The organism is Candidatus Saccharimonadales bacterium, from assembly GCA_035457485.1.
GTDB lineage: Bacteria > Patescibacteriota > Saccharimonadia > Saccharimonadales > EFPC-124 > DATIBO01.
In genome coordinates this window covers 366,342-384,901 of sequence record DATIBO010000006.1, presented here as the reverse complement: position 1 = coordinate 384,901, position 18,560 = coordinate 366,342, and the positions used below count along the sequence as shown (strand labels likewise).

Annotated in this window: 22 protein-coding genes; 6 read left to right on the top strand and 16 right to left on the bottom strand. The window is 49.8% G+C overall.

Annotated features, from left to right (window positions below; all coding sequences use genetic code 11):
- Window positions 1-137: 137 nt before the first annotated feature.
- On the top strand, window positions 138-401 hold the full coding sequence (locus VLA77_02215) for a BldC family transcriptional regulator (GenBank protein ID HSE29378.1): 264 nt from the start codon (window positions 138-140) through the stop codon (window positions 399-401).
- Between the two features lie 50 nt (window positions 402-451).
- Here the strand turns inward: VLA77_02215 and rsmA are convergent, their stop codons facing one another.
- The 9 genes from rsmA to VLA77_02170 all read right to left on the bottom strand — a co-directional run bounded on the left by rsmA (window position 452) and on the right by VLA77_02170 (window position 6,180).
- The gene (rsmA, locus tag VLA77_02210; protein HSE29377.1) at window positions 452-1,222 is read right to left on the bottom strand and encodes a 16S rRNA (adenine(1518)-N(6)/adenine(1519)-N(6))-dimethyltransferase RsmA; all 771 of its coding nucleotides are present in this window, start codon (window positions 1,220-1,222) and stop codon (window positions 452-454) included.
- Entirely contained in the window at window positions 1,209-1,802 is a 594-nt protein-coding gene (locus tag VLA77_02205) for an L-threonylcarbamoyladenylate synthase (GenBank protein ID HSE29376.1), read from the bottom strand. Before VLA77_02205 ends, rsmA begins: the two co-directional genes overlap by 14 nt.
- Window positions 1,802-2,227 (bottom strand): PPC domain-containing DNA-binding protein, encoded by a 426-nt coding sequence (locus VLA77_02200; protein ID HSE29375.1) that lies wholly within the window; start codon window positions 2,225-2,227, stop codon window positions 1,802-1,804. The genes VLA77_02205 and VLA77_02200 overlap by 1 nt, the downstream gene beginning before the upstream one ends.
- A 9-nt stretch (window positions 2,228-2,236) precedes the next feature.
- On the bottom strand, window positions 2,237-3,376 hold the full coding sequence (locus VLA77_02195; GenBank protein ID HSE29374.1) for a ubiquitin-like domain-containing protein: 1,140 nt from the start codon (window positions 3,374-3,376) through the stop codon (window positions 2,237-2,239).
- A 39-nt stretch (window positions 3,377-3,415) separates the two neighbouring features.
- Complete coding sequence (locus tag VLA77_02190; GenBank protein HSE29373.1) at window positions 3,416-3,547, bottom strand: hypothetical protein; 132 nt, start codon at window positions 3,545-3,547, stop codon at window positions 3,416-3,418.
- A 92-nt stretch (window positions 3,548-3,639) separates the two neighbouring features.
- The gene (locus VLA77_02185; GenBank protein ID HSE29372.1) at window positions 3,640-4,149 is read right to left on the bottom strand and encodes an NUDIX hydrolase; all 510 of its coding nucleotides are present in this window, start codon (window positions 4,147-4,149) and stop codon (window positions 3,640-3,642) included.
- A gap of 115 nt (window positions 4,150-4,264) precedes the next feature.
- Window positions 4,265-5,002 (bottom strand): hypothetical protein, encoded by a 738-nt coding sequence (locus tag VLA77_02180; protein HSE29371.1) that lies wholly within the window; start codon window positions 5,000-5,002, stop codon window positions 4,265-4,267.
- The gene (locus VLA77_02175) at window positions 4,999-5,622 is read right to left on the bottom strand and encodes a hypothetical protein (GenBank protein HSE29370.1); all 624 of its coding nucleotides are present in this window, start codon (window positions 5,620-5,622) and stop codon (window positions 4,999-5,001) included. The genes VLA77_02180 and VLA77_02175 overlap by 4 nt, the downstream gene beginning before the upstream one ends.
- A gap of 222 nt (window positions 5,623-5,844) precedes the next feature.
- Window positions 5,845-6,180 carry a hypothetical protein gene (locus VLA77_02170; protein ID HSE29369.1) on the bottom strand — a complete coding sequence of 112 codons (336 nt, stop codon included), beginning with the start codon at window positions 6,178-6,180 and terminating at the stop codon, window positions 5,845-5,847.
- A 175-nt stretch (window positions 6,181-6,355) separates the two neighbouring features.
- Here VLA77_02170 and VLA77_02165 point away from each other — a divergent pair, with 175 nt between their 5' ends.
- Window positions 6,356-6,910: a hypothetical protein gene (locus tag VLA77_02165; GenBank protein HSE29368.1), complete on the top strand. Its 555-nt coding sequence runs from the start codon at window positions 6,356-6,358 to the stop codon at window positions 6,908-6,910.
- Between the two features lie 60 nt (window positions 6,911-6,970).
- Here VLA77_02165 and VLA77_02160 read toward each other — a convergent pair whose 3' ends face one another.
- Both VLA77_02160 and VLA77_02155 read right to left on the bottom strand, forming a co-directional pair.
- Window positions 6,971-9,127: a UvrD-helicase domain-containing protein gene (locus tag VLA77_02160; protein HSE29367.1), complete on the bottom strand. Its 2,157-nt coding sequence runs from the start codon at window positions 9,125-9,127 to the stop codon at window positions 6,971-6,973.
- A 116-nt stretch (window positions 9,128-9,243) separates the two neighbouring features.
- Window positions 9,244-10,002, bottom strand: coding sequence for a hypothetical protein (locus tag VLA77_02155; protein HSE29366.1), 759 nt, complete (start codon window positions 10,000-10,002; stop codon window positions 9,244-9,246).
- On the opposite strand from VLA77_02155, the gene VLA77_02150 reads away from it, so the two are divergent.
- Complete coding sequence (locus VLA77_02150) at window positions 9,896-10,429, top strand: ATP-binding protein (protein HSE29365.1); 534 nt, start codon at window positions 9,896-9,898, stop codon at window positions 10,427-10,429. The genes VLA77_02155 and VLA77_02150 overlap by 107 nt on opposite strands.
- Window positions 10,430-10,495: 66 nt before the next feature.
- On the opposite strand, the gene VLA77_02145 is transcribed toward VLA77_02150, so the two are convergent.
- From VLA77_02145 to VLA77_02130, 4 genes are all read right to left on the bottom strand, one after another.
- The gene (locus VLA77_02145) at window positions 10,496-11,026 is read right to left on the bottom strand and encodes a hypothetical protein (protein HSE29364.1); all 531 of its coding nucleotides are present in this window, start codon (window positions 11,024-11,026) and stop codon (window positions 10,496-10,498) included.
- 143 nt (window positions 11,027-11,169) lie between these two features.
- Entirely contained in the window at window positions 11,170-12,219 is a 1,050-nt protein-coding gene (locus VLA77_02140; protein ID HSE29363.1) for a hypothetical protein, read from the bottom strand.
- Between the two features lie 11 nt (window positions 12,220-12,230).
- Window positions 12,231-12,998 carry a triose-phosphate isomerase gene (gene tpiA / locus VLA77_02135; protein HSE29362.1) on the bottom strand — a complete coding sequence of 256 codons (768 nt, stop codon included), beginning with the start codon at window positions 12,996-12,998 and terminating at the stop codon, window positions 12,231-12,233.
- A gap of 230 nt (window positions 12,999-13,228) precedes the next feature.
- Window positions 13,229-14,452, bottom strand: coding sequence for a phosphoglycerate kinase (locus VLA77_02130; GenBank protein ID HSE29361.1), 1,224 nt, complete (start codon window positions 14,450-14,452; stop codon window positions 13,229-13,231).
- A 119-nt stretch (window positions 14,453-14,571) separates the two neighbouring features.
- On the opposite strand from VLA77_02130, the gene VLA77_02125 reads away from it, so the two are divergent.
- Both VLA77_02125 and VLA77_02120 read left to right on the top strand, forming a co-directional pair.
- Entirely contained in the window at window positions 14,572-15,075 is a 504-nt protein-coding gene (locus tag VLA77_02125) for a hypothetical protein (protein HSE29360.1), read from the top strand.
- A gap of 86 nt (window positions 15,076-15,161) precedes the next feature.
- Complete coding sequence (locus tag VLA77_02120) at window positions 15,162-15,695, top strand: hypothetical protein (protein HSE29359.1); 534 nt, start codon at window positions 15,162-15,164, stop codon at window positions 15,693-15,695.
- 69 nt (window positions 15,696-15,764) lie between these two features.
- On the opposite strand, the gene pyk is transcribed toward VLA77_02120, so the two are convergent.
- A complete protein-coding gene (gene pyk, locus VLA77_02115) occupies window positions 15,765-17,180 on the bottom strand; it encodes a pyruvate kinase (protein HSE29358.1) in 1,416 nt (471 codons plus the stop codon).
- Between the two features lie 209 nt (window positions 17,181-17,389).
- Here pyk and VLA77_02110 point away from each other — a divergent pair, with 209 nt between their 5' ends.
- Window positions 17,390-18,421, top strand: coding sequence for an SPFH domain-containing protein (locus VLA77_02110; GenBank protein HSE29357.1), 1,032 nt, complete (start codon window positions 17,390-17,392; stop codon window positions 18,419-18,421).
- Window positions 18,422-18,560 lie beyond the last annotated feature (139 nt).

Here is an 18,560-nt window from a genome sequence, read left to right as displayed (position 1 = left end):
TGCTAAAACCGAACCATAATTTGCATCGATAACATGATGAACCAATATTACTTCAAAAACATGATCCTAACAAGAACATATTGCATAACTCATAATTTTATTTTATTATATATTTCACAAACGACGTAAGGAGCCATGTGCCACGCGAACTGATCGATCCAGACGACCAGCTACTCACCTCAGGGGAGGTTGCAGCATTATTCCGGGTTGATCCGAAAACCGTGCCCAGATGGGTAAAGGCAGGAAGACTTAGCTCAAAAAGAACTCCGGGTGGACACCACCGTTTCCGAGTTGGTGATATTCGAGCCCTGATGGCCGGAGTTGCCGATGACGAGGGTGAGACCGATATCTCTGGCAATGATGCCAGGCAGGATGAACAGGGAGAAGATGTAAGCAGCTAAAACGACCACCGTTCGCCGCCCAGGGCTTTCGACTCTGGGCGGCGAACCTACTACAACCCAATGTAGAGTTTATGCCAATCTTCTAGACTAAGTTGCTGTGCTCGCGTCGTTTGCGCAATCCCAGACTTATCTAACAACGTTTCTACTTTGGTTTTATCAAGCTGCAACCCCCCGCTTAAACTGTTGCGGAGCGTTTTTCGTTTTTCGCCAAAACCAGCACGAACGATTCTAAAAAACTTTTTAACATCCAGATCTTTAAACAGTGGTTTTTCGCGTTTATTCAAAATTACCACCTGAGAATCCACTTTTGGCGGTGGATCAAATTTATCGGCCGTGACCAAAACCCCCAAATCAGTTTCAGCATAAAGCTGAGCGCTAATCGCTAAAATACTCATGTCTCCGGGTTTAGCACAGATTCGCTCTGCCACTTCTTTTTGAATTAACATTACAGTAGTTTTTGGCGGATTTTTAGATTCTAATAAATATCGAACTAGACTGCTAGTGATGTAATAAGGCACATTCGCCACAACCTTGTAGTTTTGAGGCAAATTATTTAAATTGAACTTTAAAATATCTTCGTGAATCACTTTTAAGTTAGCAGCCGGCACCCGAGACGGTAACTCGCGAGCTAATTGTTCATCAAATTCCACGGCTATAACGTTTTTTGCACGCTGAGTAAGTTCTATTGTAAGCGGCCCCAGACCCGGGCCAATTTCTAAAATTGTGTCATCTGGAGTAATCTCAGCTGCGTCGCAAATTGCGCCTAGACTCTTACTGTCGAAAAGCCAGTGTTGGCCCAGGGATTTTTTAGGAGTTGGCATTTTTTAAACTTTCTATTTTTTGTTTAGTTACAGCGCCTTCTCGATAAATTTTAACATTTTCACCATCAAATCCAATGATTGTCGACGGCAAAGCGTTACTAATTTCACCGCCATCTACATAAAAATCAACTGCATCACCAAAATAGTCTACTGCTTGTTGCAAATTTTCGGCGGCTGGTTCGCCTGGCGCATTGGCACTTGTAGTGGCTAGAGCACCAGTTTTTTGCAAAAATTCGCTAGTTTTTGTATTGGCGACTACCCTAAACGGTAAATCTGGCAAGCCCTGACTTAAATAAGCCAAGTTTGCACCAGGCTTTAAAACAATACTAATTGGATTGGGCCAAAATTTAGCAGCTTTTATAAGATCAGACTCAAGCAAACCTAGGTCGCGCAACTGATCAACACTAGCTGCAATTGTGGGGCCGGGTTTGTTAACACGATTTTTTACCTTGTAAATTCGCGCAACCGCCAGTTCGTTTGCCGCTAGAGCAACTAGTCCATAGACAGTATCGGTTGGGATAACTCCAATTTTACCGCTTTTTAACAGCTGGGCAGCCTGATCAAGATTAACTACATTCATTACAAGTCCAATAAATCCAAGCCAACCTCAGTATCGTGCTTGCGGCTCAGAGGCATGTCATCGGTTCGATGAACAAAAATTTCCAGAGTCCCGCCCACAATCAAATCTTTAACATGGCCACCAAAGCTATTGAAGTCTTCGCCAGCGAAAGTCCCGTGCATATGAAAAACCGGTTCGCCATCCTCGTCAACTGCTATATTACCCTGTAAGCTAGTGACTTCCATTAAGTCACTAAATGTTCGCCAGTTGTACTGCTTAGTTTTTAAACTGTAAAAGCCTAATGTCGCCTCTTGAGCACCACCAATACCTAAAATCCAAGCGCCATCAACCTCGGTTTTTTGCAAAAACTCCTTAAGAGCTTCACTCAAACGCTCATCTTTATTTAAGCGAATAACGTAATTAAAACCATCGTATTTATAAGTCATGTTTTTATACTAACGATAAATATCTTGTAAACCAAGTTTAGAGGTGCACGATGGCCATGGCTGCCAACCGCGTCTCATATAAGTCTCGTACGCCTTAGCATCCTGAACCTCGGCCGGCGCAAGATCGGGGCGTGCGTAGCCTTGCCAATTAGCCCAAGTAGAGATGTCGTACTGATATGCGCCGTAGTAGCCGTTTCCACTATTACGATCATAGTTACCGCCAGCCTCACAAGAACGAAGTTTTGCAAGGGCTTCCTGGAAAGCGCCAGTGAATCCAAGCTGGACACCAATAACCTCTACCTGTTTTTTAGACTCCTCGGTCACTACGCTTTGAATTTCTTTTCGGCTTAGCTCGACACCGTTACGTAGTTCAACTTCGTATGTGACGAGTTTTTTACCATTTTTGCCCGGCTCTTTAACTTCTTTAAATCCAACTGGCTTGCTTGTGTCGCGGATTGTCTCGGTAGCAAATTTAACCTCTTGTTCTTCGGTTATAGTTTGCACCCCATTACGCCAAACTTCTATTTTAAAGTCGGCCGTAATTAGGGTCTGTAGGCTAGAGCTAGTTCCATCTTCGGCGCCAAGCTTTATGCCTTTTTCTTGCAAGAACGCACCCACAGTTGCCGACTGAGTATATACATCTTTTTGCATGCCATAGAGTACTAAAACAACATGCGTGGCACGATGGATAGTTAATTTTAGACCAACGCCATCACCAACTAAATCGTTGCTTCGGGTAAGCTCGGCTATGTCTTCATCGTGTAATTTAAGTCCGGCTGCCTCAGCGATTTTTTCGGGGCTAGAAAATGGGCTACTAACGTAATGTTTTTGGCCGCCATCTTCTATTAATATAGGCCGAGCACGGTAAATATTTATATTGTAAGCAGGTGCTTCAAACTGCGTGTTTAATGCCGGTTCAACAAAATCGCTAGTTCCAAGTGAAATTCCACTCCGTTTTAGAGCCTCTTCTACGTTTGGAGCATCTGTTACGATCGTTTGTTCTGCGCCGTCATGATAAATAGTAATAACACGCTCGTTTTCGGCATGGGTTTTACCAGAATTCAATGCAAATACGCCTGCCAAAAGCACCATAAAAAGTGCTGCAGCCCACCAAAAACTCTTGAATTTTGTAAACTCAATAATTCGCATAAGTAGTGCTGCGAACTATTATAACAAACTTTGACCGATTTAGCGTTTTTTAAACTCGTTCCAGTCGGTGCTTAACCTTGCATATTTTTTGTCTATTATGGCTAGAGCTGCCCCAAATGCAACTAACGCCAAAACAACTACTATCGGTAGTACGTCGAAACCCTCACTCATTTTTTTGCCTTTTTGTGTTTTTAAAGTAAACTTCCTTAAGCATAATGCTTATGTCAGACAAAAGTCAACGGCAAATTGTAGTAAAATTTTCGCTATTTACTAGCCAAATCAAGAGCTAAGTCTACAGATGGTGCGCGGTTCTTTGGCAATGTATCAAGATCAAACCATGCCACATCCAACATCTCTAGGCGGCGATGGTGCGCGATTTTTGGCGGCCGCTTTGGAATGTCAACTTTAAAACATGCGACGGTATAACCAGCTTGCGGATTTGGATTTTTAAACGTTCCCAAATCTTGCAAATGATCCACTGCTATCCGCAGACCAGTTTCTTCGTAGACCTCGCGCACGCCGGCTTCTACTGGTGATTCTGTAATCTTAATTCCGCCACCTGGTAAGCTCCAATTTTGATGACTAAACCAGCTACGAACCAACAAAACCTCTTTGTGATCGTTGATAATTACAACGCGCACACGAACATGTGTATCGCGCAAATAGAACTTCATGAATGGGGATGCCGCCTTGTGAGCGATGCGGCCAACAGCTTCGAATTTACTGGTTTTTACTTTGTCGACTTTCTTTTTGGAGTCTTTGCTTTTAAACATACTTCAATTATGACACAATTTTTTGATATAAAAAAATGCCCTACTGAGGCAAAGGTGTTGCGGCGGGGCCGCACCTGGGAACTTGTCCAGGTGCGGCCCGCGCTTGGTGGCGGCGTCAGTTCAGGAACTTCTGCAGCCACCGGGGGACGCTGCTGCGCTTCTCGAACATGGGTTGGAACCCACACTCCAGTCGCAACATCAGCGTTTCGGTGCCTGTGCCGTCCGCTCTCGCGATCGGCAGCATAAGCACCAGGGTGTCCGGCTTCCACTGGAGGCTGATTCGCACTTCCAGCTTGCCGGTCTTGCGGGATTCCACCATGTACATGACATAGTAGTCTCCCGCGGGCGCGAGCTTGAGCTCGGCCTGGTCCCACTTCACGCGGTTCACGTTGGCGTCCGTGGTGGCACGCCAGCTGGCCTCGTTGAAGGGGCGGTTGGGGTCGCTGTCGTCCGGCACACTGAAGTGTGCGTTCTGAAGCAGCGGATCCCCGCCTCTCACGCCCTCGCCATCGACTCCGCACCAGCGGATCTTCAGGTCGGTGAGCGTGTCGGGCAGACTGTCGGGGTTCTGCAGGAACTTCTTGGGGTGCTTGCGCTCCCAATCGGTAACCGCAGGGTAGCCGAAGTCGTTGTCTGGTGTGTACTCGCCCAGATACTCGGGCGGAGCCTTAACCAGGCAGTAGTCGTCCGGCGGCACTACGGCCGGGGACGGGACGACAGAGGGACTCGGCGCGATCGCCACCGGAACCGAAGCCGGTCCGGTGACCATCACCACCGAGTTCGAAAGCACGAACGCCAGGCACGCCAGCGGAATCGCCAGCAACCCAACGAGCGCTACACGGCGACGGTTCACAGCGAACCACCGTCCGTGCGGGTGACCTCACGGTACGTCGGAACGGCGTCGGCACTGCGGGCCATTCCGAAGAAGAACCCGAGTCCGGCGACGATGAACGTCGTACCGATGATGATCTCCATCCAGAACAGGAAGCTCTGGGTGTAGAACCAGGTCTTGTTGCCGAGCAGGTGGTAGATGCCCTCGGGGACGCTGAGCGCCCCGATGACCGCCAGAGCGAAGCCGATGATGGCTCCGACCAGGGTCCACCGGGTAACGAACGAGCGACGCTCGCCCACGACCTCGGTGATGCCGGCGATGGGCCGCGCCTCCAGGTCCTCGATCCGCCGGCCGGCCTCGTCGAGGCGACTGGTGAGCGTGGTGATCTGGATGGTGAGCGGCGCCGTGGCGGCGTCGATCATCTGCTGGATGCGGTCGTAGTCCGTCTTGTCGCACTCGCCGTCGATGCAGGTGCAGTTGGCGGCGGTGTGGACGATCCGGACCGGACCGATGCAGCGACCGTGCGTGCAGGTGCAGTCGTGGCTGTGGCCACCGTTCGTCATCGGGATTCTCCCGAAGCCGATGATGGTGGCGAAAGCTGGCTGGCAGCAGCAGTGCTGGCCGCGTCGGAACAGGGACATTGCAAGCCTCCTCAGGCAATGCAGTACGTTTTGTCGTATCAGCTGGTTTGCTGAACAACTGTGTATTTATACCATAAAATTAGTAAAATTTCAAGTAGTTAGCTGTTTCGTCCTAAATATGGACTCATCAGGATACTAGTAAAAATATCGACAGCTAAAGGAGAGGACTGAGGCTTTGGCGCCCTGCTTCCCCAAGTAGGGTGAGCAGGGCGCCGTGCGCCGTCAGTTGTCGAATGTGGCGATCAGGCCCATCACTAGACCGAAGCCCATGGCTACGATCTGGGCGATGATGCCGATCCCGGTGGCCGTGGGGTCGCTGCCGATGCGCGAGATCAGCTCGGTGTCGAGCATGAACGTGCAGTAGGCCGCGACGGGCGCGAAGACGCTGCTGATCACGCCGACGATAGCGGCGTTGTCGCCGTTCTCGTGCAAGATCAGGCAGGCGAGCCCGAGCGCGGCCGCGATGACCGGCAGCAGTACCGCGAAAGCCCACAGGGCTCCATTCGGCATGCCGAGCACGACTTCTCCGCCCCACATGGGGTTGGCGATGCAGCTCATGTCAAATTCCTCTCCTCGTCAACTTTTTGCTAAGCAGATGCTTGCAAATAAGTCTAAAAGAGACTATACCATATTTATATAAAATAGTCAATACATTACCCCTGTTGAATCTTGCTTTTTTCTTACAATAGTGTATAAATTCAACCAGTCAAACGACTAGCTACTGGAGGTAGCTGTGTTCAACGCAATTGCGAGTATCGGGACCGACCCGGTGACGTATGCCTTGTACGACCCGCCAACCGGAAAGTGGATGGCGGCGATTCTCGTCGCCGTCGGCATCTGGAGACTGGCGAGCTGGCTCCCGGTCTCGCCGACCGCAACGAACATCATCGTAACGCTCATGCTCGCTATTCCTATCTGCGGTACGGCCTCCGCGGCCATCGACTTCATCGAGGTCGAGCAGCAGCTGGCAGCGACCGACAGGATGCTGCCCAAAGCCAACAGTCTGAACGGCTGGATGGCGGCATGGCTCATGGTGGCGTTCGGGATGATGCTGTTCAACAGTGGACGGCCCGCAATCGACGACAAGCGCGTCACATGGCCCACCAAGTTCTGGATGGCCTGCGTCACACTCGCCATCGGCGTCCTCATCCAGACGATCTACTACAACGTCTACGATACCCGACTGAAGCTGGCGCTGAGCGCCTGCTGGATCATCTCGATCGGGCTGGCCATCGCAGGGATCTTCGGCTACTTCAGCCACAAGCGCAAAACCAAGGCCTCCAGCTGAGCACACTCTGAGCACTAGCCTCCCGTCGGGAGCGCCGGTGCTCAGAGAGCACCAAAATTATCAAAGTTTCTCTAGTGGCGCGAACTCAACATTTAAACGTTTCATACCGCGACCGGCAAAGCTAACCGCCACATTAGAACCGTCAATCTCGGTTATTATCCCCTGACCAAAAACGCGGTGCTTAACTTTATCACCAACCGCCAAATCTAGATCGTCAGGCACATACCGAGGCTCATTACCATAATCGGTCGGACCATTAAACCCGAAGGCTGTTGCTTGATGCGTTTCAGCCTTGCCGTCAATGTCGGCCAAAAAGCGTGACGGTGGATTATGCTGAGTCGATCCATAGATCATGCGGCTACTTGCGCAGGTCAAAACAAGTTCCTCTCGCGCCCGAGTCATTCCTACATAGCAAAGCCTGCGCTCTTCCTCCAGGTCATCCTGGTCATAAAGCGACCGAGCGCTTGGGAAAATGCTTTCTTCCATGCCCACCATAAACACGCACGGAAATTCCAATCCTTTTGCAGCATGCATAGTCATGAGCAAAACCGCATCCTGGTCGGCCTGAATCACATCAAGGTCACTAATTAAGGCAACTTCTTCTAAAAACCCAGCCAATCCCAAATCTGCATACTCGCGAGCTACCGAGATTAACTCTTTAACGTTTTCTTGGCGATCTTCCGCCTGAGGCGTGCCGTCGTCGAGGTAGTTCATATAGTCGACACGTTGAATAATCTTTTCAATAAAATCAGGCAAGCTCATAGTTTCGGATGCTTCTTTTAATCGGGCCAGCATTTCGCCCAAATCAGCAAACGATTTTTTAGCTTTAGCAGTTATCCCAAGCGCCGTTTCGCAGGCTTCAAGCGCACTGATTATGTTGGTTCTGTCGTCAACAAGTCGGGCAGATTTCCAATCTAAAAATCGTTGAACCGAAATATTGCCTAATCCGCGCGAAGGCACGTTTACAATTCTCAAAAAACTAGCGCGGTCAGCTGGCTGGTAAATTAATCGCATAAACGCGATTATGTCTTTTATTTCTTTGCGGTCATAGAATCGCACACCACCCACAATCCTATATGGGATTCCGTAACGTATAAAACTTTCTTCTATGCTGCGTGATTGCGCATTGGTTCGGTATAAAACTGCAAAATCTTTAAAGCGCCTGGCACGCATAGCAACAGCACTTTTAATCTTACTGACAACAACCTCGCCTTCATAATGCTCGTTGCTTACATACTGAATACTAACAGGGCTGCCCTCGCCTGCCTTTGTCCATAACGCCTTATTTGAGCGTTGAGTATTTTTTGTAATTACGTTATGCGCCGCGTCCAAAATACTTTTGGTGCTGCGATAGTTTTCTTCGAGTTTTACGACTAAACTCTTAGGGTAGTCATGTTCAAAATTTAAAATATTTTTAAAATCAGCGCCGCGCCAGCTATAAATACTTTGCCAGTCATCGCCCACTACACAGAGGTTTTGTTGATCGTTTACTAACATTTTTACCAAGTTGTACTGCGCTGCGTTTGTATCTTGATACTCGTCGATCAAAACATACTTGAATTGTTTTCGCCACTTATCTTTTACCTCTGGCACTGTTTTTAAAAGTTTTACAGTTTCACCTATTAGATCATCAAAGTCCAGTGCAGAGGCTTCTTTTTTCACTCGCTCATAAATCGCGTAAGCGTCAGCGGCAACCTTTTGTAGAGGTAAACGGGCTTGGGCTGCGTAATCGGCCGGATTTAAAAGTTCGTTCTTGGCACTACTGATTAAACCGGCGACCGAATTTGAGCTGTATTGTTTTTCGCTTACCCCAAGCTTTTTAAGTGCTTGCTTTACTGCGCTCTGACGGTCACCCTCATCAAAAATTACGTAATTTTTTGGAATCTGAATATGTTCGCCGTCAAAACGTAAAAGTCGTACACAAATACTGTGAAACGTCCCCATAAATGGCATGAACGCACGATCATTTCCGTTGGCGCCAAGTAAGTGCGCCAATCGTTCGCGCATTTCTTTAGCGGCTTTGTTGGTAAAAGTTACGGCTAAAATCTGGCTTGGCTTAGCCTTACCGCTGGCAATTAAATAAGCGATTCTGTGTGTTAAGGTTTTAGTTTTGCCAGATCCTGCGCCGGCTAAAATAAGTACTGGCCCCTCGGTTGTCTCAGCAGCTTTTCGTTGTTCTGGATTCAGGTCTTTTAAGAGTAGTTCGGCTTCGCTCACTGCTTTATTGTAACAAGTGTTAGCGTTTTGCCGCTAGGTGTTTATGACAACATATGAAAAGCCCGCGAGAAGCACGGCGCGAGGATTGCTCCTTGCGGGCTTTTCGCGGGCAGGTACTACTGGCCGTCCCCGGCCGGCCTTCGCTTATCGAGCTGTAGCTTGGCGAGTACGGCCAGTGTGATCTGGAGCGTCATCCATCGACTGTGTGCCCGAGCCTGGACCCAGATCCAGTCGATGTCAGCCCGGATGTGATCGATGGCGTTCTCCGGCGCACACGCCGACCACTGAGCAACCGTCATCTCGGCCGTTAAGCCAGCCCCGTATAGGGACCGCGCGATCTCATCGCTGACTGTTCGGTAGTCTCGGCCACTACATTGAACCGCCCTGACCAAGTGCGATACGAAGTCAGGGATCGCCAGCCTGTTCATGTAGAGTGCCTGAAGCCCGGCGTTAGCATCGATCGTAGTCACGGCCTTGGTCTCGGGATTGAACTTCATCAGCAAACCTGCATAGGATTCGTCGATGAAGGTCCCGACATACAGCTTGCTGTTCCGGAGCGAACTCAGAACCTTGAACGGTTCGCCGTCGACGAGAACGAACATCGGGCCCTCGCGCAGCTCCTTGTCAAGCTTCCACCTTTGTTGAGTGGGAGTCGTGGCGGTCACAAACACCTCCGTTGTCTCTTGCGTAAGAGTGACCATAATATAAACTTTTTTAACGAAAATTGCAAATTGTCTAAAGTCTATCGAAATTAGATATAATAACCGCATGAACAAACTAATTATTGTCAACGGTGCCCCAGGATCTGGTAAAACGACGTTATCGCGAAACTTGTCTGCACAAACAAAGATTATGCTAATTTCAAAGGATGACATAAAAGAGTTTTTATTTGACAGACTTGGGATTGATGATGTGGAGTGGTCAAAATTGCTTGGTTCTTTGTCGGCTGATTTTTTAATCGAACTTGCCAGAGGGATTTTAAAAAGCGGACGTTCTTTAATTATTGAAAACGCTTTTAACCCAGACTTTGCCGGTAAACAGATTAAAAAAATTGTCGAAGACTTCCCAGATGTAGAAATTATCGAGATTTATTGCAAGGTACCATACGAGCTTTCGAGACAGCGGTTTATTGAGCGAGTCAAGACTGGCGAGCGGCATCCTGGCCACCGAGATTTTGACCGTATCGACGATTACTCACGTTCCGCCCAGCACATCCCGATCGGTTTAGATAAATTGATCACGATCAATACATCTGACGACGCTACTATCAAACTTGATGAACTAGTTAAAAAATTAAAATAAGCTCAATGTACGAAGCCCGCAAGAAGCGGTGCAAAGAGTTTACCTCTTGCGGGCTTCTTGCGGGCGTTACTTCTGCGCGGCGCGGGCAGCTTCGCGCTGCAACCACACGGCGCAGAAGGTGTTGACGACCGCCGCCGAGATGACCTCGTCGAAGTCACCCTGAACACCACACGTTCCGACCGCGACGGCGACGTGCCGGCTCTGGTCACCCGAACCGAACGTCACTGCGCGGAAGACGCCGCCGTTCCAGTCGAGGCCACCCACGGGGAGCGGGTCGCCGGCTTCGCGAGCCTCGCGGGTGTTCTTGCGAAGCACCGCCGAGGTGATCGCCTTGCCGCCGGCGTAGGCCCAGAAGTTGTCGTCGGGCGAGCTGTTGAACTTGCTCTCGTCCCACTGAACCTTGTCGCCGAAGACCTGACTGCCCAGCCAGGTGTAGTTGCCGAGGGCGTCGACCAGCGCGACCGTGATGCACACCGTCTCGCTGTTGAGAAGGTCCCGCCAGAACAGATCGTTGAAGATCGTCTCGCCGGACTCCATCGCCTCCTCCAAGATCTGCTTGTCGCTGATCTCGGCGAAGTCTCGCGTCTGAGCGGTCATTCTTCCCTCCGGAAGCTAGTTACTGCCAACCATATGGCAGCGACTAAGACAAAACCATACTACAAAATTGATTTAGTGTCAAAATTTTAGCTTTATACAGAGTTCAAATTGCGTGGCACAGTATTGTAGTGAACGCTAAAACCTTATTTAAACAAAACCGAAAAATCCAGGCTGCCCGTCATCATGTAAAACGCAAAAATCAGTGCAGCTATCAAAATTAGTGCAAAAACTAAAATTAGTACCCAGCCCATTGCTGAATTACTTCTATGTGCAGCATGTGCCGCTTGGATTGGCGGGTGATAATCTTTTGTATCAAAAACTGGGCGGCTATCACTACTGTGTTCTTTTTGTGTAGTTTTGTACTGCTGTGGAATTGTCGCCTGACGCATTTCATCCAGGTCAGTTTCTTGAGTTTGATCGAGAGAATCAATTGGCGGCGCTTCGGGTTGCTGCTCGGACCTGACATCGGGTTGATTTTGTGGTAAATCACCAAAAGACCAGTTATCTTGTTGTTCGGGCTGGGGAGTTTCTTCTGGTTCAACCTCGATCGGAGCGTCTTCTGACGAATAGGCACCGAGGGGTCGTTTTTCGACTTTGGTATTCAAAAAAGGTGACGTTTGCGCAATTTGGTCAGGTTTTGTTTGAGTGTCCTCGGTCATTGTTGGCGCTGAATCTGTTTTTGGCTCGAGCTCATCTTTAAAGCCGTGCACATCCAATGGATCGGGCCATTCAGTTTCGGCAGGTTTTTGATAGTTTAAAGCTGGCGTTTCAGGTCGCGCGTGCTCAGCTGGAACCGACTCTGGCTTTGGCGTTTCCGGCTCAGCTTTAACAATTTCCTTAGGTGGCTCAGGCTTTACGTCCTGAGTTGGTTGCAAAGTCACACCTTGCCGCTTAATTTTTGTCGGCGGTGGAGTAGCCGGTTTAGGGCTGATCACGTCCATCGCTCTACCCCTAGGACGATTAATAGATAAGTTCGGCAATGGTCGCTTTACCTCTATTTTGTCGGCAATCGGTTCTGGTTCGGACTTCGGCTCAGGCGCAACTGTCGGTGGCGCCGTTTTAACCGTCACGTTCTCGGCTGGGTCGAGCACAGCAGCCGGCTCGGCGGGCTTAGCTGCTCGCTTTTCCTTTGATTGATCCATCAAGGCACTGACTGCCTCATGTAATTCGTCTAAATCTAAGTCGTTAGCCACTCGTTACCACCTTATGCCGTTGCTATTTCGTTTGCTTTACCTATTATTGTAGCAAAAGCATCAGCCTTTAAGCTCGCTCCGCCCACCAGTAAACCGTCTACATCTTCGGCCGCCAAGTACGATCCAGCGTTATCTGTATCTACGCTACCCCCGTATAAAATCTGAATTTCTTCGGCCGCTTTTTTACCAAACAATCCTTCGACTTGTCGCCTGATATATTTTGCCGCGGTCATGGCGTCTTCGGATTTGGCAAAATCACCGGTTCCAATCGCCCAAACTGGTTCATATGCAATTACCACATCTTTGATTTCTTCGGACGTAACGTTTGCCAAACCCGCCGTGACCTGAGCGTGTAAGGTGTGGGCTGTTTCGCCTGCGATTCGCTCGTTTTTAGTTTCGCCAACGCATAAAATCGGCTTTAGGCCGCTACGCAAAACTGCCTGGACTTTTTGTGTAATAAGTTTGTCGGTCTCACAAAAAATATGTCGACGTTCGGAATGACCAATAATTATATAGTTTGCAATCCCGCGTAGCATACTGGCAGAAACTTCACCAGTAAATGCACCCTCGTCCTTGTAGTAGCAATTCTGCGCCCCAAGTTTAAATTTGCGTCGATCTATCTGTAATGAAAGCGATTGCAAAGTTAAAACATTAGGACAAATCACAACTTCGACATTACGGTTAGCCACGACTTTTTCTTGGAGCTTATTCAAAAATAGGCTGGATTCCCCAACTGTAAATTTCATTTTCCAGTTTGCTACTATAAGTTTCTTGCGCATGATGCCCTATGGCTTTTTTAATAGCTTAGCACAAGCACTATGATTTATACAAAAAAGCGCTAATAATTAACTTATGAAACAATACGATGGTCGCGGAGAAAAAGAACTGCCAGTTTGTCCACCAGAGATCTTGGGCGCAAGTGAAAGTCGGTTTTGCAAACTGGAACGCATAGAAGAAAATTACGTCTGTCGCGCTCGTGGTTTTTGTGCCATTGCAGCCGCCATGAAAATTAGCGATCCATTAGAGCGGCCACGCCCGGAAGAGTCTCTCCCGCCATCAGCTCAAGACTAGCGCTTCCCCCAGTGGAAACCAACCCGAAACTGTCGCCCTTTTGACTATCCCAGCCTAAAACAAAGTCCACTGTGTCGCCACCGCCGATTAAGCTAAACGTACTATGTTTTTGAACGGCCAAGGCATGCGCCAATTTTGCCGAAGCATACGCAAAGGCTTCATATTCAGCCACACCTAAGGTCCCGCTCCAAATTACGGTGCCGGCATTTTTTACAATCGCCAACATGGCTTCGGTACTTTTTGAACCCATATCCAAAATGTATTCATCCTCCGTCACGTCATGAACACTTACTGTAGTGCGTCGCTTAGCCGGGCCAATCTCAGTTGCCACCGCAACATCGGTGGGTAGAACTAAAAATTCATCAACTTTGTCGCCGACTTTTTTACGAGCTTGGGTATATAGTTTAGAGATTAACGCATCTTCACCGTCATCGTAAACACTCTGCCCAATCGGCAAACCTTTATACTTTAAAAACGTGTTTGCCATAGCACCGCCAATAATTATGTGGTCGGCGATTTGAATAAACCTTTCAAGAACCTTAATTTTGTCAGCAATTTTTGCTCCACCGACCACAGCAACAACAGGCTGTTTGGGGTTTTGCACAACATGCGTGATCGTGGTCACCTCTTTTTGCAGCAATAAACCCGCGACGCTTGGCAAAAATTGAGTAATCACATCTGTGCTGGCATGAGCTCGATGGACTACTCCAAATCCATCCTGAACAAAATAATCAGCACCGCAACTTGTAGATAGTTTTTTGGCAAACTCCGGATCATTTTGTTCTTCTTGAGGATGGAAGCGTAAGTTTTCGAGTAGTAAAACCCCGCCAGTCCTTAAGTGCTTAACCGCAACTTTGACCTTGTCGCCCACGCATTCGGGCACAAAACCAACAGGTTCTTTTAGAAGTTCACTAAGCCGCTCAGCTACAGGCTCTAGGCTGAATTTTGGGTCGACTTTGCCTTCGGGTCGTCCTAAATGCGAGCAAATAATTATTTTGCAGCCAGCTTTAATCAGGTATTTTAGGGTTGGGAGCGATTCACGTAATCTGTAATCGTCACTAATTTCGCCATTTTTAGTCAGCGGCACATTGTAGTCGGCGCGAACTAGAATAGTCTTTCCGTGCAGCGGCACGTCTTTTATGGTTTTTTTATCAAAAGTCATACTTGTATTTAAGCATAAGCAGGCGGTTAATTCATTTTGACAAGTTTTAATTAAGTTGTATAATTACTGGCCGTAGACTCGTTCCACAAGAGTCAACTCCGAGAATTGGAGGAGGGCAAGTGAAAAATGTCTTTTGGCGAGAGGGCGATCGTATCGCAATCGGCGACCGCCTCAGCGTGATGAAGTGGGTGTTCAACCACCGCTTCGCGCATCTGATGACATGGGGCGTTCTTGTGTTCGGCCTGATCACGAATGGGCTGATCAAGCGCGCAAACGCGGGAGACGCGTACTCGCTCCTTGAGTACTTGGCCGTCTTGGTCGTCGCGATCTTCACCGTGATGTTCATGGGCTTCGGGATGACGGTCGTCGCAGAAGACGTCATCAGCCGTAACCGGGTCGCAGGCATCACGATCATCCGCCGGGATCTACACAAGCTGTGGCTCCAAATGATGCGGGCTCGGGCCACCGAGGTCGGTCCGATCGATGTGCTCACGGCAGAGCGCATTCTGGCGCAGAATGCCGGCTTCTGGTGGTCGGTCAACACGGCCGAAAGCACCAGCGAAGACCGGAACAACGCCCTGCAGAACCTACTCAGCTACGCCTTCCCAGCCAAGAACGTCTGACCAGAACGAGGACTACCCAACTGCCGCCCCGTGCTGGCAGTTGGAAGTCTGAACTTATGTACATTTTAATAAAATTATGATATAGTATGGCAAGTTTTGTTCGTCTACGAGCAGATCGGAAGCACATGAACACGTATGTGGCTATCAGCCGCAAGCCCCGCTCGCTCAAGGCCTGGGCTTACAACAACCACGGCTGGGTGCCGGGCCTCTCGATGCTGATCTTTCAGATCATCATCTTCTGTATCGTGAAGCTGTTCGAGATCACCGGTAACGGGCGCACTGCGTTCTGGGCGATCACGTCAGTCATCGCGCTGGTGCTCGGCGTCATCATCGCTCGCGGAACTGTTCGCGAACTGACCAACGGGGTCATCAACGGCTCGCACAAGAACGTGTACCTGATCAACCGAGTGATGTGGGATGCCTGGTGCGAACAGTTGTTCGCCCGCCGGCTGCCCAACAACTCGCACTCCAATCGGATTCTGATGAACTACCTGACCACACTCACGCAGTCGCAGCGTCAGGAACTTCAGACTCCGACCGTGCCATACACTCGGCCACACACTCGACGGTGGTACGCCGATCAGCTCCGCGTCCCACTCAACACAGTCGGCGGTTGCTGAACGAACGAAACTGGGGGAGCATGGCCTCGCGCCACAGCTCCCTCGTTTCAGAACTTATTAGTAATAAAGCTACTCTAAAACTCTAACTTTTATCGTGTCGGTTCCACCAATTAAACCTGGTTGGCGACCGCTAACTAGAACAACTTTATCGCCTTTGTGTAAAGTACCTTTTTTAACCAAGTCTTGAGCTTGGGTTAATCCGGCAGTTTCGCCATCTGGTCGCAAGAAGCTCTTGTTTGCATACATCAGGCAAAGCTGCTGAGCTACGCGAGCGTCAGAGGTGACCGAAATAATTGGCATACTTGGGCGATGAGCAGCAATACTGAGTGCAGTTGCACCAGATTTTGTTTCGCAAACTATCGCAGTTGCACCAATTTGGTGAGCCAATGTGATCGCAGCGGAGCTGATCGCATCTTGAGTGTTGTGATTGTCTTCACTGTAAAACAATGGTCGTACTGGGGCGTGGTCTTGGGTGTACATAATCACGCGCTTCATTGTGGCCACGGTTTCTACTGGGTATTTTCCATTTGCGGTTTCGTCGCTAAGCATTACGCAATCAGCGCCAGTAATAACCGCGTTGGCAACGTCACTAACTTCGGCGCGGGTTGGTTCTGGGTTATTTTGCATGCTGGCCATCATTTGTGTGGCAACAATGCTGATTTTGCCGTGTTTTTGCGCTAGTTGCAAAATTTGGCGCTGTACAATTGGCACGATCTCTGGGCTGGTTTCTACCGCCAAGTCACCACGCGCGACCATGACTGCGTCGCTAGCCATAACAATAGCTTCTAGGTTTTCTTCGCGGATTGCCGCTTGAGTCTCGACTTTAGAAACAACTTTAGCGCGAGAACCACGCTCAGCGAGCAAGCTCTTAAGTTTCAAGACGTCTTCTGCCGTCTGCACAAAGCTCATTGCCACATAGTCGATATCTTTGTCGGCACCATAATCAATATCGCGCATGTCTTTTTCGGTAATAACATCACCACCAAAATCGGTGTCTGGCAAGTTAATGCCCTTGCGCTGCATTAAAATTCCGTCATTTTCGACTTTTACAGTTACGCGGGATGGGTTTACGGCTGTAATGATTGTTTTAACTTTGCCATCAAAAATGTAAACACGCTCGCCTGGCTTGCATTTTTGGCTTAAGTCGAACTGAACAGGCAGTTCTTTGTCGCTTTTAAGGTCTTGCTTATAAACCAAAGTCCAGATCTCGCCATTTTTAACAGCGATCTCGCCCTCAAAATCGCCTAAACGAATTTTTGGACCTTGTAAATCTTGCAAAATCGCAACCGGCTTACCAACTTCTCGGCTCGCTTTGCGAATAAGTGGGATCTGGATGTCACGTTCCTCGTGAGTTCCATGGCTAAAGTTAAGCCTAAAGCCGTTAACGCCTGCTTTGATCATGTCTAGGATAGTCTCATAACTGTCACTAGCCGGGCCGACCGTAGCTAAAATTTTTGCCCTTTTAAAAGATTTAATCTTGTTCATCGACCTATAGGATAACAGATCGAGCTTAAAAGGAGAAGTGCACAATATACAAAATAGTTGACGTTTAGTAAAAAAAGTTGTATATTTTAGATCGCTGAAGACAAAAATCTCTTCTTAAGACGGCCAGGGCTTTCTGGCTTTTTTATGAGGGGATTTTAATCTTCTCCGGGTGAGCAACCGTATTGCTCATGCACAACTGGGAGTTTGCCATGATCGACTGGCTGAGAGAGCGATCGGGGCCCACGAAGGGCTTCTTCGTCCTCCTCGCGCTGATCGGTAGCGTCGGCTTCGTCGGCGTTCTCGACAGCTACACCAGTACCGAGAGCGGCCAGATCGCGGTCGTCCGCAACGGCGGCCCGTTCGACGACCGTAAGCCCTTCATGACCATCGGATCCGGCTCCAACATCAAGTGGACCGGCTGGTGGTCGAAGGTCCGGTACTACCCCAGTTCCCCGCAGCCCATCGACTTCGTCGGCGCATACAAGACCGACGAGCCCGGCGTGAACTACAACGCCTTCCCCACGCGCGACGGCATCGACGTCGGCATCAAGGGGCAGATGCTGATCACGATCACGGGTGACGCCGAGAAGCTGAAGGAGTTCGACGCGAGCTACGGCTCGCGCAAGTACCGGGGCGCCGACGGGGAGTTCTACTTCCCGTCCGACTCGTACGACGAGCTCAAGGGGTGGCGCGCCTTCCTGGACGCGGTGCTGATCAAGGCCTCGGACGCGGCCATCCGCGACGAGATCGTCAAGTACGACTGCACTGCGCTCAACCCGAAGTGCAAGCTGGTCAAGCCGCAGACCACCACCGAGGTCAAGCCTGGTCAGACTCCCGTGGAGGTGATCAACCCGGATGCGATGACGCCTGAGGCGACGTCGAACCGGGAGAAGATCCAGACGGCCGTGCAGAAGCGGCTCGAGGAAGAGCTGGCCAAGCTCGGCGGCTGGGTCGGCGAGATCAAGGTCGTGTTCAACAGCGTCGAACTGGTCATCAGCGACAAGGTTCAGACGAGCATCGACAAGACGCTGGCCGCCTGGGCCGACGCCAACGCCGCGCAGGCGGCCAAGGCCAAGGCCGTGCTGGACGCCGACGCGAACGAGGCGCGCCAGCGCGGGTACAACACGTGCCCGAGCTGCGCACAGATCGACGCGCTGAACGCCCTGCCGGACGGCCTGCTCTCCCTCGGGGGAGCCGGGCTGGGGATCACCATCCCCGACCCGAAGGCGCCGGCCAAGTAACAAAGCGAGCCTGATGGCTCGCGCCCGCAACATGTAAGTGCTCTGCGGAAGACGCCCCGGAAGTGTGACGAACCTGTCACGCTACCGGGGCGTTCACCGTTTTAGGGCTTTACAATTATCATTATTTTGTTATAATTTA

Coding starts and splice junctions, on each gene's coding strand:
- rsmA (HSE29377.1), bottom strand. CDS start 1,222: ATGCCAACTCCTAAAAAATCCCTGGGCCAACACTGGCTTTTCGACAGT.
- VLA77_02205 (HSE29376.1), bottom strand. CDS start 1,802: ATGAATGTAGTTAATCTTGATCAGGCTGCCCAGCTGTTAAAAAGCGGT.
- VLA77_02200 (HSE29375.1), bottom strand. CDS start 2,227: ATGACTTATAAATACGATGGTTTTAATTACGTTATTCGCTTAAATAAA.
- VLA77_02195 (HSE29374.1), bottom strand. CDS start 3,376: ATGCGAATTATTGAGTTTACAAAATTCAAGAGTTTTTGGTGGGCTGCA.
- VLA77_02190 (HSE29373.1), bottom strand. CDS start 3,547: ATGAGTGAGGGTTTCGACGTACTACCGATAGTAGTTGTTTTGGCGTTA.
- VLA77_02185 (HSE29372.1), bottom strand. CDS start 4,149: ATGTTTAAAAGCAAAGACTCCAAAAAGAAAGTCGACAAAGTAAAAACC.
- VLA77_02175 (HSE29370.1), bottom strand. CDS start 5,622: ATGTCCCTGTTCCGACGCGGCCAGCACTGCTGCTGCCAGCCAGCTTTC.
- VLA77_02170 (HSE29369.1), bottom strand. CDS start 6,180: ATGAGCTGCATCGCCAACCCCATGTGGGGCGGAGAAGTCGTGCTCGGC.
- VLA77_02150 (HSE29365.1), top strand. CDS start 9,896: ATGAACAAACTAATTATTGTCAACGGTGCCCCAGGATCTGGTAAAACG.
- VLA77_02155 (HSE29366.1), bottom strand. CDS start 10,002: ATGTCATCCTTTGAAATTAGCATAATCTTTGTTTGTGCAGACAAGTTT.
- VLA77_02145 (HSE29364.1), bottom strand. CDS start 11,026: ATGACCGCTCAGACGCGAGACTTCGCCGAGATCAGCGACAAGCAGATC.
- tpiA (HSE29362.1), bottom strand. CDS start 12,998: ATGCGCAAGAAACTTATAGTAGCAAACTGGAAAATGAAATTTACAGTT.
- VLA77_02130 (HSE29361.1), bottom strand. CDS start 14,452: ATGACTTTTGATAAAAAAACCATAAAAGACGTGCCGCTGCACGGAAAG.
- VLA77_02120 (HSE29359.1), top strand. CDS start 15,162: ATGGCAAGTTTTGTTCGTCTACGAGCAGATCGGAAGCACATGAACACG.
- pyk (HSE29358.1), bottom strand. CDS start 17,180: ATGAACAAGATTAAATCTTTTAAAAGGGCAAAAATTTTAGCTACGGTC.
- VLA77_02110 (HSE29357.1), top strand. CDS start 17,390: ATGATCGACTGGCTGAGAGAGCGATCGGGGCCCACGAAGGGCTTCTTC.